Annotated in this window: 11 protein-coding genes; all 11 read left to right on the forward strand. The window is 66.6% G+C overall.

From position 1 onward, the window contains the following. The first annotated feature begins 24 nt into the window (after positions 1–24). The 11 genes from ACI6QG_RS17335 (at position 25) to mnhG (ending at position 14,350) form a co-directional block, all read left to right on the forward strand. The gene (locus ACI6QG_RS17335) at positions 25–2,436 is read left to right on the forward strand and encodes a DEAD/DEAH box helicase family protein (RefSeq protein WP_407025844.1); all 2,412 of its coding nucleotides are present in this window, start codon (positions 25–27) and stop codon (positions 2,434–2,436) included. After that, complete coding sequence (locus tag ACI6QG_RS17340) at positions 2,433–3,587, forward strand: restriction endonuclease subunit S (protein ID WP_407025845.1); 1,155 nt, start codon at positions 2,433–2,435, stop codon at positions 3,585–3,587. The genes ACI6QG_RS17335 and ACI6QG_RS17340 overlap by 4 nt, the downstream gene beginning before the upstream one ends. A gap of 2 nt (positions 3,588–3,589) precedes the next feature. Next, positions 3,590–5,521, forward strand: coding sequence for a class I SAM-dependent DNA methyltransferase (locus tag ACI6QG_RS17345; RefSeq protein ID WP_407025846.1), 1,932 nt, complete (start codon positions 3,590–3,592; stop codon positions 5,519–5,521). Between the two features lie 115 nt (positions 5,522–5,636). Further along, a complete protein-coding gene (locus ACI6QG_RS17350) occupies positions 5,637–7,310 on the forward strand; it encodes a DUF262 domain-containing protein (protein ID WP_407025847.1) in 1,674 nt (557 codons plus the stop codon). Between the two features lie 521 nt (positions 7,311–7,831). Next, positions 7,832–10,108, forward strand: a complete 2,277-nt coding sequence (gene mbhE / locus ACI6QG_RS17355) for a hydrogen gas-evolving membrane-bound hydrogenase subunit E (protein WP_407025848.1) — start codon at positions 7,832–7,834, stop codon at positions 10,106–10,108. Next, positions 10,108–10,515, forward strand: a complete 408-nt coding sequence (locus ACI6QG_RS17360) for an MnhB domain-containing protein (protein WP_407025849.1) — start codon at positions 10,108–10,110, stop codon at positions 10,513–10,515. Before mbhE ends, ACI6QG_RS17360 begins: the two co-directional genes overlap by 1 nt. 105 nt (positions 10,516–10,620) lie before the next feature. After that, positions 10,621–11,022 carry an NADH-quinone oxidoreductase subunit K gene (locus tag ACI6QG_RS17365; protein ID WP_407025850.1) on the forward strand — a complete coding sequence of 134 codons (402 nt, stop codon included), beginning with the start codon at positions 10,621–10,623 and terminating at the stop codon, positions 11,020–11,022. Continuing rightward, positions 11,019–12,530: a proton-conducting transporter transmembrane domain-containing protein gene (locus ACI6QG_RS17370; RefSeq protein WP_407025851.1), complete on the forward strand. Its 1,512-nt coding sequence runs from the start codon at positions 11,019–11,021 to the stop codon at positions 12,528–12,530. The genes ACI6QG_RS17365 and ACI6QG_RS17370 overlap by 4 nt, the downstream gene beginning before the upstream one ends. Further along, positions 12,527–12,868, forward strand: coding sequence for a Na+/H+ antiporter subunit E (locus ACI6QG_RS17375; RefSeq protein ID WP_407025852.1), 342 nt, complete (start codon positions 12,527–12,529; stop codon positions 12,866–12,868). The genes ACI6QG_RS17370 and ACI6QG_RS17375 overlap by 4 nt, the downstream gene beginning before the upstream one ends. Further along, positions 12,865–13,155: an MrpF/PhaF family protein gene (locus tag ACI6QG_RS17380; RefSeq protein ID WP_407025853.1), complete on the forward strand. Its 291-nt coding sequence runs from the start codon at positions 12,865–12,867 to the stop codon at positions 13,153–13,155. Before ACI6QG_RS17375 ends, ACI6QG_RS17380 begins: the two co-directional genes overlap by 4 nt. After that, positions 13,148–14,350 carry a monovalent cation/H(+) antiporter subunit G gene (gene mnhG / locus ACI6QG_RS17385; protein ID WP_407025854.1) on the forward strand — a complete coding sequence of 401 codons (1,203 nt, stop codon included), beginning with the start codon at positions 13,148–13,150 and terminating at the stop codon, positions 14,348–14,350. Before ACI6QG_RS17380 ends, mnhG begins: the two co-directional genes overlap by 8 nt. The last annotated feature ends 23 nt before the right edge of the window (positions 14,351–14,373 follow it).

A 14,373-nucleotide genomic window follows, 5' to 3' on the forward strand; every position in this document is an offset into this window, starting at 1 on the left:
CTGGACGGCGGCAGGAGCCGCCCAATGAGCATGAACGAGGCGGACACCCGCTATCATCTCATTGATCCCGTCCTCAGGGATAAGGGCTACGTGAGCCGCGAGCACATCACGCTCGAAACCGTCCTCACCCCGCCGCCGGTTGAACCCACTGGTCCGAAGGGGCGTCGCCGAAAGGGGCCTGGCCGCACCGACTACCTCCTGTGCGTGACGCTGGGCGACGCGCCGAAGCCACTGCCGGTCGCGGTGCTCGAGGCGAAGAAGGAAGCCGAAGATCCGCTGAAGGGCATGCAGCAGGCACGCGGTTATGCGGACACCCTCCGCTTCGATGTGAAGTACGTCTTCTCCACCAACGGCCATCGCTACGGCGAGTACGATCGGTTCACCTCACTGATCGGTGGGCCATTCCAGTTCACCGATTTTCCGACGCACCCGGACCTCAAGGCCCGTTACGCGAAGGACAGCGGCATCGACCTCACGAAGCCCGAAGCTGAGGTTCTGTTCCAGGCCGACAGCCCTGCCTGGTCGCAAAGCCGCTACTATCAGGACGCCGCCATTCGCGCGGCCTTGGAGAATATCCTGCTTGACCGCCAAGCTGGTGCGTCACCGCGTGTGCTGCTGTCTCTGGCCACCGGCGCCGGCAAGACCATCATCGCCACCAACCTGCTGTGGCGCCTGTCACAGGCGGGCCTCCTGCCCAAGCCCGCGCTATTCCTCTGTGACCGGGACGAGCTTCGCGGCCAAGCTTACACCAAGCTGAAGGCTGCCTTCGGGGACAATGCGCGCATCGTCAGGACGGAAAGCGGCGGCAACGCCGCAGCCAATGCCCGCATCCACATCGCGACCTATCAGACCCTTGGTCTGGACGACGATGATGGCTTCGCCAGCTTCCTAACCGAGCACTACGCCGAGGACGCCTTCAGCGTCATCATCATCGATGAGTGCCACCGCTCGGCTTGGGGTCGTTGGTCGGAGGTGTTGAAACGCAATCCCAGCGCCATCCACATCGGCCTCACAGCCACCCCGCGCAAGCTGCGCGAGTCGCCGAAGGCGTCCCATGAGGACCAGGAGATCACCGCCAACAACCGGCAGTACTTCGGCGAGCCGGTCTACGAGTACTCGCTCATCCAGGCGCAGGAGGATGGGTATCTCGCCGCCTGCGAGATCGTGCGGCGAAAGGCCAGCATCGACAGCGCCGTCTTCACCAAGGCCGAGCTTCTGGCGGCGGGCGCACGCGACATCAAGACAGGCAAACTGCTGACGGCCGACGACCTCACCAAGGACGAGTACACCGGCAAGGATTTCGACGACGAGGTGTTCATCGAGCTTCGCACGCCGAAGATGTGCGCCGACCTCTTTCAGCTGCTCTGCGAGAATGGCGGGCCCGAGCAGAAAGTCATCATCTTCTGCAACCGCGAGATCCACGCCGACCGCGTGGCGCAGCAGATGAACAATCTCTACGTGCGCTGGTGCAGGGAACGCGGGCAGACGCCCAAGGACCACTACGCCTTCAAGTGCATGGGCGGAGCGAACAACGGCGCCGACATGATCGAGCCATTGCGAGGCTCGGGTGAGCGAGCCTTCATCGCGTGCACAGTCGACCTGCTCGAAGCCGGTGTGGACATCGAGCGCCTCAACGCGGTTGTGTTCTTCCGCTACCTGCAATCGTCCATCAAATTCTACCAGATGGTCGGTCGCGGCACGCGCATCCACGAGGAGACGCAGAAGTACAAATTCTGGCTTTACGACTACACCGACGTGACCCTGCTATTCGGTACTGACTTCATCAGCAAGCCGCCGCGCTCCGGCGGCGGCGGTGACGGTGGCGGAGGAGGTGATCCCGGCGGCGACGGCGGCGGCGGGGATGGCCCGGCCGTCGCCGAGGTCGCCGGTAAGTCCGTGCTGATCAACCCGCAAGGCCGCTTCATCCTGAGCCGCCGGGATGGGCGCGACACGCCCATTCCTGTGGACGAGTATCGGCGCGAAGTCATTCAGCGGGTGATCCGCGAGGCGCATACGCTCGACGAGTTTCGTGCCCTCTGGATCGAGACGCAGAAGCGGCGTGGGCTGATCGACCATCTACTCGGCGACAACTTCAGCCCGGAGGTCATCCGTGAGATCGACCAAATGGCTGACTTCGACCTCTACGACTTCTTCGGTCACCATGGATACCACGCGAAGGCGCTACGTCGCCCTGAGCGCAACGCGCTATACGTCTCGACGAATCAGCCCTGGTTCAATGCCATGGATCCGAAGGCTGCCATCGTGCTGAAGGGACTCGGAACTCAGTTTGAAAAGGGCGGCACCGACGCGCTCGAAACCCCTGCGCTGTGGGAAGTGCCGGAGATCAAGCTGGCCGGTGGGTTCGACGCACTACGCGTTCTCGGCAAGCCGACGTCCGTCGTGCATGAGGCGAAGGGGCGTTTGTTCCGCGCATGACAAGTTGGAGCATTCACCCGCTCGAAGACGTCGCCGAAATCGCGGCGGGCATCACGCTTGGTAGAAAGACATCTGAGACAGACCTCATCGAGGTACCTTACCTGCGCGTCGCAAATGTTCAGGACGGGTTCCTTTCGCTGTCCGATGTCAAGACTGTGCGAGCCACACGAAATGAAATCAAGAAGTGGGCTCTACAGGACGGCGATCTACTCCTAACGGAAGGCGGTGATTTGGATAAACTGGGACGGGGGACATGCTGGCGAAAACAGCTGCCCGTTTGCATCCATCAGAACCATATTTTCCGAGTTCGCTTTGCAAAGGACCAATACGATCCCGACTATGTAGCACTCCAAATGGCTTCACCGTACGGCAAAGAATACTTCCTCGCGCGTGCGAAAAAGACCACAGGCATCGCGACTATCAATCAGCAAGTGCTCGGTGCCTTTCCCCTGATCTCGCCGCCGCTAGACGAACAACGACGGATCGCTGAGCATCTGAAGTCGCAAATGAATGAGTTCGAAGCGGCACGGCACGCAGCGGAAACGCAGGCGACGGAAGTTTCGCGCCTCGCAAATGCCCTTATTTATGAAAGTATTCGGACAGGCAGAAGCGAACGCCGTTCGCTTGGCGAAGTCTTGCAGGAGGTCAAATCAGGCATTGGCGAGAGATGGGTGGACTATCCGGTCCTAGGCGCTACGCGGGATGGTTTAGCTCCCGCCAAAGAGTCCCCCGGAAAACACGCTCCGAAGTACAAACCTATCTTCCCAGGCACGGTTTTCTATAATCCGATGCGCATACTCATCGGCTCGATCGCTTTTGTGGATGACGACGACACGGCCGGAATCACAAGCCCCGACTATGTGGCATTGCAGGGTAAAGCGGAGACGGTCGACTCTCGATGGTTCTACTACTGGCTGCGATCACCACTCGGCGCCGCCTGCATCAACTCCTTGGCGCGTGGTGCGGTCCGCGAACGCATGCTGTTCAACCGGCTGGCGGAAGGCGAAATCGAGCTGCCCGCTTTGGCTGAGCAACAACGCGCCTCCGCGGCGCTGAAGGAGTTGAAGCCCCTTAAGCGCGTCCTAGAAGGTCGCCTAAGCGAGATCGAACTGCTCCCGCCAAAAATTCTTTCCCAAGCTTTCGAGAACTAAGCATGGCCCGCCCGACGAAAGCCTCCAAGGCCGCCAAGACGATCGCTTCGACGCAGTCGCTCTCAGCCTTCGTGAAAAGCATTTGCGACGTGATGCGTCGCTCCAACTGCGCGAGCGCGCTGCAGTATGTGCCGGAGCTGACCTGGATCCTGTTCCTCCGTATCCTCGACGCACAGGAGACGCGCGACCAGGAGAAGGCGGAGGCGGTCGGAGCGACCTTCACCCCCGCGCTCCGCAGCCCCTATCGCTGGCAGGATTGGGCCGCCCCACATTCAGACAAACCCGGCCACCCCAAGACGCCAGAAGGCAAGCCACTAGGCTGGAAGCGTCAGGAACTCTTCGCCGCCGGCGACGGCAAGCTGTTCGACTTCATCAACAAGGACCTGCTGCCGCATTTGCACAGCCTGGATGTGGACCCGCGCACCAACCTCCCGCTTCCGGGCGCCACGCCGAAGCAGCGCATCATCGGCCGCATCATGACGGCCGTGGAGCGCGTCCGCGTCGATTCGGAAGCTAATCTGCGCGACATCCTCGACAAGGTGCACGAGATCAGCATCGACCACATCGATGACCGGCACTTCTTCACCCTGTCTCAGGTGTACGAAGACCTGCTCCTGAAGATGGGTGAGAAGAATTCTGACGGCGGCCAATTCTTCACCCCGCGCGAGGTGATCCGCGCGATGGTGCACACTGTTGACCCATCCCTCGGCAAGACGGTCTACGATCCGTGCTGCGGCACCGGCGGCTTCCTGGCGATCGCCTACGAGCATATCGCGCGCAAGCTTGGCTCCGCAGCCCGCAGCACCGACATCGACAAGCTCAAGCAGGAGACCTTCTTCGGCCGCGAGAAGGAGAACCTCGTCTTCCCGATTGCGCTCGCGAACCTCGTCCTGCACGGCATTGACCAGCCAAACCTCTGGCACGGCAACGCGCTCACGCGCCGTGCGACCTATCCTGCCCTGTTCGACAAGGCGCCGAGGCAGTTCGACGTGATCCTGACCAATCCGCCCTTCGGCGGAAAAGAGGGAAAGGACGCGCAGAAGAACTTCCCCTTTGAAACGAGTTCCACCCAGGTGCTGTTCGTGCAGGACATCCTGGGCGAGCTCGCGCCTGGCGGCACCTGCGCCATCGTGCTTGATGAGGGCCTGCTCTTCCGCACCAATGAAAGCGCCTTCGTGGAGACGAAGCGGAAGCTTGTGGACGAATGCGATCTCTGGGCGATTATCAGCCTGCCTGGTGGCGTTTTCTCCACGGCTGGTGCCGGCGTGAAGACGAACCTGCTGTTCTTCACCAAGGGCGGCAAGACCGAGCGCATCTGGTACTATGATCTCTCGCACGTGAAGGTCGGCAAGAAGGCGCCGCTGACACTGGCGCATTTCGGCTTCGCGCCCGACGGCTCCGCGCTGCCGGACGCGAAGCTGCCTGCGAACCTGGTGGTCGAGTGGCGCGCGGACGAGGCCAACGAAGGCCAGCCCTTCCCGAGCTATGCGGTACAGCTTGCGGCGCGGGGTACGGCCGCCGCCGAGAGCCGCTACTCATGGACCGTGGACTTTGCGGCGCGGCGCGCCAAGGCGCGCGAGGAGATGCAGCCGCTGGTCGACCAAGTAGCCGCGCTGAAGGCCGATGTCGTCGACCTGAAGGAGCAGCTGAAGGATCTACGCAGAAGCAGGGCTGACGATGGCGAGATTACCGCCGTCGGCACCAAGATCCGCGAGAAGGAGAAGGAGGCCCGCGAACTCGAGGCTCAAGCGGCAGCCATCGATGCGGCGGTGTTCGACCTGAAGGCCGTGAACCCTAACGCGGTTACCGTAACCGACGAGCGCACGCCGCAGCAGATCATCGCCAGCATCGAGGCACAGGGGCGGATCGTCGCAGACGCGCTAGCTCGGCTCAGTGCCCTGATGGAGGCAGAGCTGAAGGAGGCTGCTGAATGAGGTGGACTCGCCATACGGCGCTGGCGTGGACGTCTGCGCATCGCGCCGACCTGGACCATCACTCTGGCCGATCGGGAAAAGTTCCTGGCGCGGACTGCATGCTGGCAGCCACGGCATGACGCGACACACCATCGAGGCCGCGGAACGCCCGCTGCAGAAGATCCTGTGCGACGACTACCTGTTCCGCATCCCCTCCTACCAACGCCCCTACGCCTGGACGACCGAGCAGGCGGGGGAGCTGTTCGGTGACATCGAGGCCGCTTGGGGGCGCGACCCGCAGCCCGGCCAGGCGGACCCCTACTTCTTGGGCAGCGTCGTGCTCATCAAGGCGCCGCAGAAGCGTGAGGCGGATGTGGTGGATGGGCAGCAACGCCTGACCACCTTGACCATCCTCCTGTGTGTGCTGCGGGACCTGTCGCCCGCCATCGCCGATGCTGCACACGGATTCATCTGCGAGGTGGGTAATGCCTTGCAGGGCACGCAGGACCGCTTCCGCCTTGCGTTGCGCGACCGCGACGCAGCGTTCTTTCGGAGCACGATACAGGAAAGGGGCGCGACCAACACTTTGCCGGACCCGCGCAGCCTCGATGACGCTCGCGCTCGCATGGTGGAGAACGCCAGCCTGTTCCGCGAGAGGCTTTCCGGACTTCCAGACGCAGAGCGTGCCGCATTAGCGATCTATCTGGTCCAGCGATGCTTCTTGGTCGTGGTGGCCGCGTCTGATCAGGAATCGGCGTTCCGCATTTTCTCAGTGATGAATTCGCGGGGCCTCGACCTCTCGCCCGCCGACATCCTGAAGGCCGAAATCATCGGCGCCATCCCGCAGGCGCAGCAGGATGACTACACCGAGAAGTGGGAGGAGCTGGAGGCGGAACTCGGCCGGGTGCGCTTCGCCGAACTGTTCGGCCACATCCGCACCATCCACCGCAAGCAGAAGATGAGCGAGACGCTGATCGCGGAGTTCCGCAAGCACGTACCCACGGCCAAGCAGCCCGCAGTGTTCGTGGACCAGGAACTCATCCCCTACGGCGAGGCCTTCCACGCCATCAGCGATGCGAGTTTCGAGACCTTCCAGCACGCGGACGCGATCAACGCGGCACTCCGCCATCTCGCTCGGATCGACAATTTCGACTGGCAACCTCTCGCCATCCAAGTCTTCGCCCGGCACGGCGCTGATCCGGCCCATCTGCTGCACTTCGTGAACGCGCTGGAGCGCTTCGCCTATGGGCTGTTTCTGACGCGCGCGGATACCAATGCGCGGCTGCGACGGTATGGGGCGGCGCTGGAGGCGTTTCAGCAGGGCGCGGACCTGCTCGCGGCGAATTCACCACTGCAATTGACGCCCGCCGATAAGGCAGGGGTGCGCCAGGCGCTGGCAGGCGACATCTACACCGAGACCCGCATCCGCCTCCCGCTGCTGCTACGCCTCGATTCGATGCTCGCGGCAGGGGGCGCCATCTACGACCACGCGACCATCAGCGTGGAGCATGTGCTGCCGCAGACGGTGCAGGCGGGCGGGCAGTGGGCGGCGGACTTCCCCGATCCCGCGCAGCGCGAGGCCTGGGTCCACAAGCTGGCCAACCTGCTTCTGCTGACCCGGCGAAAGAACGCGCAGGCGAACAACGCGGATTTTGCGGTGAAGAAAGCGAAGTATTTCAGCGCGAAAGGCGGGACGAGCAACTTCGCTCTCACCAATCAGGTGCTTGCGGAGCCTGTTTGGACGCTCGACGTCCTACAGAGGCGTCAGGACGCGCTCATCGCGAAGGTCGCCCACGTCTGGAATCTGTGAGGTACGGGCAACAGAGCCAGAGAAATTCGTCGGCCAGTTGCTTTCTCCCGCCATTGCCGACGCTGAAAACCCACAAGGCAAGCATCACGAAAAGTGTGCAAATTCAGCGCCTTGAACCTTGTAGGGTAAATCGGCCTACCCCCGAGCTTCGGAGACATTCGGCCGCTCGGAGAGAGATTTTTCGGTCTCTCCGCTCTCCCGACCCCCAAGCCAGCGAAGCGAAACCGCAGGAAACCTGCGGTTCACGGCGCCGTCGGCGCACACCAATTGCAAGGTTGGAAGACCGACTGGAGCGGCGGTGGGAACCGGATTCCAACCTTCTCTGGCATTTTTCGCCGTTTGTAGGCGGCTGACATCCCGCCGCCGCACGCAGCGTTTCCCACGTGAACCCCGCGTTCGCAAATGCGAACGGCCTCTCGGATGCATGTCCCGCAATCTGAACGCCGCATGCGACACGGTTTACGTCGCACACCGCTAATCCGGGCCTTCCGTTCTGGCACGCCATATGCACAGCCTCCGGCATGGCGCTCTTGCCCGGACTGATCCTGCTCGCTTTGGTTTCGGTTCCTTTGACCGCGATCGCGCTGCGTCGTGCGCCCGGCGCGGCGCCGGCGCTGGCCATGCTGCCCGCCTTGCTGTTTGTCATGTTGCTGATGATGCCCGACGGCGCCGCCTTCCGCTGGGCCTGGCTGCCCAGCCTTGGCGTCGAGCTTGCCTTCCGCCTGGATGGGCTGTCGCGCCTGATGGCGTTGCTGATCACAGGCATCGGCGCCGGCGTGTTTCTCTACGCCGCCACCTACCTGGCCGGGCACCCGTTGCTGCATCGCTTCCTTGCGGTGCTAACGCTGTTCATGGCGGCTATGCTCGGCGCGGTGCTGGCCGATGACCTGCTGCTGCTGTTCGTGTTCTGGGAGCTGACCAGCCTCGCCTCCTTCCTGCTGATCGGTTTCGATGCGTATCGCGCCGAGGCGCGCCGCGCCGCGCAACAGGGGCTCATGGTCACCGTGGCCGGCGGGCTCGCCATGTTGGCCGGCATCCTGCTGTTGGGCCGCGCGGCGGGCACCTTCTCCATCTCCGCGATCCTGGCCCAGGGCGAGACGCTGGCCGCGCATCCGCTGGCCCCCTGGATCGTGGTGCTGATCGCGATCGGCTGCTTCGCCAAGAGCGCGCAATGGCCGCTGCATTTCTGGCTGCCCAACGCGATGGCGGCGCCCACGCCCGTCTCGGCCTATCTCCATTCGGCCACCATGGTGAAGCTCGGCGTCTATCTCCTGGCGCGTCTCAATCCCGCCTTCCAGGACATGGCGCTGTGGCAGGGCCTGCTGACGGGGGCAGGTGCCGCCACCATGCTGGCCGGCGGGCTGCTCGCGCTGCGCGAGCGGGACCTCAAGCGCAAGCTGGCCTGGTCGACCGTCGTGGCACTCGGCACACTGGTGACGCTGATCGGCATCCGCGACCCGCTGGCCGCCACCGCCGCCGTGGTGTTCCTGCTGGTTCATGCGCTCTACAAGGCGAGCCTGTTCCTCATCGCCGGCATCGTCGACAAGAAGGCCGGCACGCGGGATGCCATGCAGCTGCGCGGCCTCGGTCGGCGCATGCCGCTGACGGCGCTGGCGGCTTTGCTCGCCGGGCTTTCCATGGCGGGTGCGCCAGGCTTCATCGGCGCTTTGGCAAAAGATCTCCTGTTCACGGTGCAGCTTGGCGTGCCGGGGCTGCTGCCCTCCATCGCGCTGGTGGTGAATGCGGCGATGGTGGTGGTGGCCGGAATCGTCGCCACCCGCCCCTTCCTCGGCGTGCCGATGGAAACCCAGCAGACGGCGAAGGACCCCTCCTTCGGGCTTCTCGCCGCCCCCGCGGTTCTGGGCGCGCTGGGCCTGACCTTCGGCATCGCCCCGCAGCTGGTATCGGCCGCGCTCATCGAGCCCGCCGCGGCCGCCATCCTGGGCCGGCCGACCGGCATCGTACTCGGCAGCAAGCAGGGCGATGACTGGGTCTTCGCCATGTCGCTCGCCGCACTCGGTCTCGGCCTGCTGATGTTCCTGGCCTGGCGCCGGATCCAGCCCACGCTGGCCGGCCAGGCCTGGCTGGACGCCTACGGACCCAATGCCGCCTATGGGCGCGCGATGCGCGGCATCGCATCCATCTCGGTGGCCACTACACAGTGGGTGCAGGGCGGCAGCCTGCGCGGCTACCTGACGGCGAGCCTGGCGATCGTCTTCGGCGGCGCGGGACTGGTGCTGGCGTTGCGCGGCGGTCTGGCCTGGCCGATGCCGGGCGCCTGGGCCACCCCGGCGCAGCTCGCCCTGGCGGCGGTGATCGCGACCGGCGCCATCGCGGCGTGCCGGCTGCGCGCGCTCTTCGGCCAGGTGATGGCGGCGGGGTTGGTCGGCTTCGGCGTCGGTATCCTCTACCTGACGCTTGGCGCGGCAGATCTGGCCTTCACGCAGTTCACCGTCGAGATCCTGGCCATCGTGCTGCTGGTCGCGATCCTGGCGCGGCTGCCCTTCCACGCGCTCGATGCGCGGCGCGGCGGCGAACGCAGGCGGGACGCCGCGCTGGCGATCGGCATCGGCGCCGCCGGCACGGCGGTGCTGATGGCCGTGCTGTCGGTCCCGTTCGACACCGTGATCCCGGATTGGATGGGCCAGGCCTCCTGGCCGGAGGCGAAGGGCCGTAACGTGGTCAACGTCGTCATCGTAGATTTTCGCGCGCTCGACACGCTGGGCGAGATCGCCGTGCTGCTGATCGCGGCCCTGGCCGCCACCGTGCTGCTGCGCCGTGCACGGAGGGCAGGCTGATGCAGGACAGCCTGATCCTGCGCGCCTCGGCCCGCTACGTGCTATGGGCGTGCCTCGCGCTTTCGGTGTTCGTCCTGCTGCGCGGCCACAATGAACCGGGCGGCGGCTTCATCGGTGGGCTGATCGGCGCGCTGGGCTTCGTGTTCCACGCCATCGCGCTCGGCCCCGCGGCCACCCGCCGTGTGCTGCGCCTCGACCCGCTGGCCTGGGCGGGTATCGGGCTGCTGCTGGCTGCCGCGTCCGGCCTGCCGGCCTTGTTGGTGCATGCCGAGCCGCTGTTGACGCATCAGTGGCTGGAGGGCCTGCCGATCGGGACAGCCATCCCCTTTGATATCGGCGTCTATCTGGTCGTGGTCGGCTTCGCGCTGGCCTTCGTGCTGCCCTTCGTGGGCGACGAGGCGACATGAGCACCGGCGAATTCCTGCTGCTCGCCATGGGCATGCCGGTGCTGTTGGCCGGTGGCATGGCGCTTGTCTTCCTGCTCGTGCGCTGGCTGGTCGGGAGGCTCTGAGATGGAAATGCTCCTCGCCCTGCTGTTCGGCGTGCTGCTGGCGTCCGCCTGCTACCTGCTGCTGTCGCGCTCGCTGCCGCGGATGATCATCGGCCTGCTGCTGCTGGGCAACGCGGCCAACCTCGCCATCATCGCCGCCGGCCGCGTGCTGGGCACCGCGCCGCCGCTGATCGACAGCGGCGCCGTGGCATTGGCCGCCGGCGCCTCCAACCCGCTGCCGCAGGCGCTGGTGCTGACGGCCATCGTCATCTCCTTCGGCCTGACCGCCTTCGTCATGGTGCTGGCCTGGGCCACCTGGCGCAGCGAGGCGACGCTCGACGCCGAGGCGCTGCGCCGCGCCGAGCCGCCGGCGCTGCCCAGCACCGACAGCAAGGTCGCGGCCGCGGCGGAGGCCCGGCCATGATCGCCTCCCGCGCCGACTGGCTGCTCGCGCTGCCGGTGCTGATTCCGCTCGCGGCCTGCGCGCTGACGGCCGTGCTGCGTGGTCGTCCGCAGGCGCAGCGCGCCATCACCGCCGTCGCCGCCTTGGCCCTGCTGCTGGCCGCCGCGCTGCTGGTGGCGGAGGTGGTGCAGCGGGGCGTGATCGCCTCGCAGATGGGCGACTGGCCCGCGCCTTTCGGCATCACGATGGTGGCCGACCTGCTGGCCGCCGCGATGGTCGCGATCACCGCCCTGATGTACGCCGCGATCGCCGTCTACGCCCATGCCGATGACGGTGTACGCGCCGAGGAAGGGCTGTGGCACCCGCTGCTGGCCGCGCTGGTGCTGGGTGTGGCTGGCGCCTTCCTGGCCGGCGACCTGTTCAACCTCTATGTCTGGTTCGAGGTGATGCTGATCGCCTCCTTCGGCCTGCTGGTGCTCGGCGGCGGGCGGGAGCAGCTGGATGCCGCGGTAAAATACGCCGTGCTGAACCTGGTCGCGACCACGGTGTTCCTGATCGCCGTCGGCCTCGGCTACGGCCTGACCGGCACGCTGAACCTAGCCGACATGGCGCGCCGCATGCCCGAGGTGCCGAACCAGGGTGCGGCCGCCGCGGTGGGCTTCCTGCTGCTCGCGGCTTTCGCCGCCAAGGCCGCCGTGTTTCCGTTGTTCTTCTGGCTGCCGGCCTCCTACCACACCGCCATCGCGCCTGTCGCCGCGATCTTCGCGGGGCTGCTCACCAAGGTCGGCGTCTATGCCATCCTGCGCATCGTCACGCTGATCTACCCGGCGGGGCAGGAGTGGCTCGCGCCACTGCTGTGGGTGGTGGCGGCGGGGACCATGGTGGTGGGCGTGCTGGGTGCAGCGGCGCATTGGGACATCAGGCGCATCCTGTCGTTCCACATCATCAGCCAGATCGGCTACATGATCGTGGGCATCGCAATCGCCACACCCTTCGCGATTGCGGGCGCGGTGCTCTACGTGCTGCACCACATCATCGTGAAGGCGAACCTGTTCCTGGTGGCGGGCGCGATCCGGCGCGCGGGCGGCAGCTTCTCGCTGGCGGCGCTCGGCGGGCTTTGGCGGCGCGACCCGTGGCTCGGCATCATGTTCGCGATACCGGCCTTGTCCTTGGCCGGACTGCCGCCGCTCTCGGGCTTCTGGGCGAAGTTGTTCGTGGTGCAGTCGGGCTTCGATGCGGGCTTCTACGTGCTCGCCAGCATTGCCCTGGCGACCGGCGTTCTCACCCTCTACTCGATGCTGAAGATCTGGCTGGAGGCCTTCTGGAAGGAGCCGCCGGAGGGTGCGCCGGTCCTGCCGCTGGAGGGGCGCGAGCGCGCACTGCTGCTCGGGCCCGTTGCCGTCCTTGGGATCGTGACGCTCACCATCGGCCTCTGGGCCGAGCCCTTCGCGGCCTATGCGCTGGCCGCTGGCGAGCAGCTCGCGGGACGCGAAGCCTACATCGCCGCCGTGCTGGGAGCCCGGCCATGAGCACGCCGCGCCCCTGGAACCTGTTCGCCTGGCTGTGGCTCGCGCTGCTGTTCCTGCGTGAGCTGCTGCTCTCGGCCTGGACCGTCATTCGCGCCACTCTCTCGCCGCGGCTCGAGGTGCGCCCGGGCATCGTCGCGGTGCCGCTGCGCCTGCGCTCGGCCGCCGGCATCACGCTGCTGGCCGACATGGTCACTCTGACCCCGGGCACCACCGCGCTGCACGTGTCCGACGACCGCCGCACGCTCTACGTCCACGCCATGGATGCGGCCGACCCCGATGCGGTGCGCCGCTCCATCGCCGAACGGCTGGAGGCGCCGACCATGCGGGTGCTGCCATGACGCTTCTGCACATCGCGCTCGCGGTCTCGGCGCTGCTTCTGGCCGCGGCCGTGGCGCTGACCGGCTGGCGCATGCTGCGCGGCCCGGGCATTGCCGACCGCGCGGTGGCGATGGACCTGCTCGGGCTGCTGGCGGTGGGCGCCACCACGCTCGTGGCACTCGCCGGCGGGCATCTCGCGCTGCTGGACATTGCGCTCGGCCTCGGCCTGGTGGGCTTCGTCGGCGCCGTCGGCGTGGCCGCCTTCATCGCGCGCGCCGCCCGCCCACCCGAGACGCGCGATGACTGAAGCCCTCGCCGCGCTGCTGCTCGTGCTGGGTGCGGCCATTGCGCTGGTCGCCGCAATTGGCGTCGCGCGCCTGCCCGACGCCTTCCTTCGGATGCACGCCGCGACCAAGGCGGGCGTGGTCGGCGCGGGGCTCATGCTGCTCGGCGCGGGCCTCGCCTTCAACAGCGGGGAGGCCTGGCTGCGCGTCGGGCTAATCGTGCTGTTCCTGCTGGTGACGGTGCCGATATCCTCCCACGCGCTCGGCCGTGCCGCCTATATCGGCGGCGCGCCGCTTTGGCCTGGCAGCGGCGAGGACGCGCTGGCCGACGTGCTGCCGCGCCACGCCATCGACCACCCATCCGCCCGCGTGAACCCGGCCGAGGAGGGCCCCGCCATGCTAGCATCCGCCGTTGCGACAGCGCGCGCCCGCCGCATTCTCGTGGCGCTCGCCCAGGGCGATGCGAGCGAAGCCGCGCTGCTGGCCGCCATCGACGCCGCCGCTGAACAATCGTCCGAAATCACGCTCCTCAGCCTGCTCTGCGCGCCAAGCCTGTCGCGCACCGGGCCGGTGCCGCTTGGCGGTGCGCACTATGCCAGGCGACTGGTCGAGAAACGCATGGCGACGGCGCGGGAAGGCACGGCCGCGCTGGCCGGCCGGCTCCAGGCGGCCTGTGAGGCGCGGGCGCTGGCCTTCTCGGTGCGGCACGAGGAGGGTGACGCCCTGCAACTGCTCGAACGCGCCGCCGCCCATCACGATCTCACATTGCTGCCCCGCGCCGCCTGGTTCGACCAGGCGCTGGTGCTGCCAGCCGGCATGGCGGAGGCGCGCGCGCGCGGCATCGCCGTGTCGGGCCTGCTGATCATCGGGGCAGACTTCAAGGCGCCCCGCGAGCTGCATCTGCTCCACGAGGGCGACGCCGCGTCCGGCGAGGCGCTGAAGCGCCTGCTGGCCGCCGGCACCTTCACCGAATGCCCGCTGACCATCACGGCGCTTGACGTTCCAGGCGCAGCGGCGACGCTGGCGGATGCGGTGGCCCTGGCCGCATCGCACGGGCGGCGGGCGCGGGCAGGCCATGCCCTGCTCCACCCCGATCATCCGGTGCCGCAGGCGGCGTTCGGTGGCGCGACGCTCGCGGTCATCCCGGCACGGTCGGCCAGCGGCTCCGGCGCCTGGCGCAGCCTGCGGGAAGGATCACAAAGCGTCCTGCTGACCTGACGCCGATGCCGGTGCTAGATGCG

This window comes from Sabulicella flocculans (assembly GCF_045449635.1).
Lineage (GTDB): Bacteria > Pseudomonadota > Alphaproteobacteria > Acetobacterales > Acetobacteraceae > Roseococcus.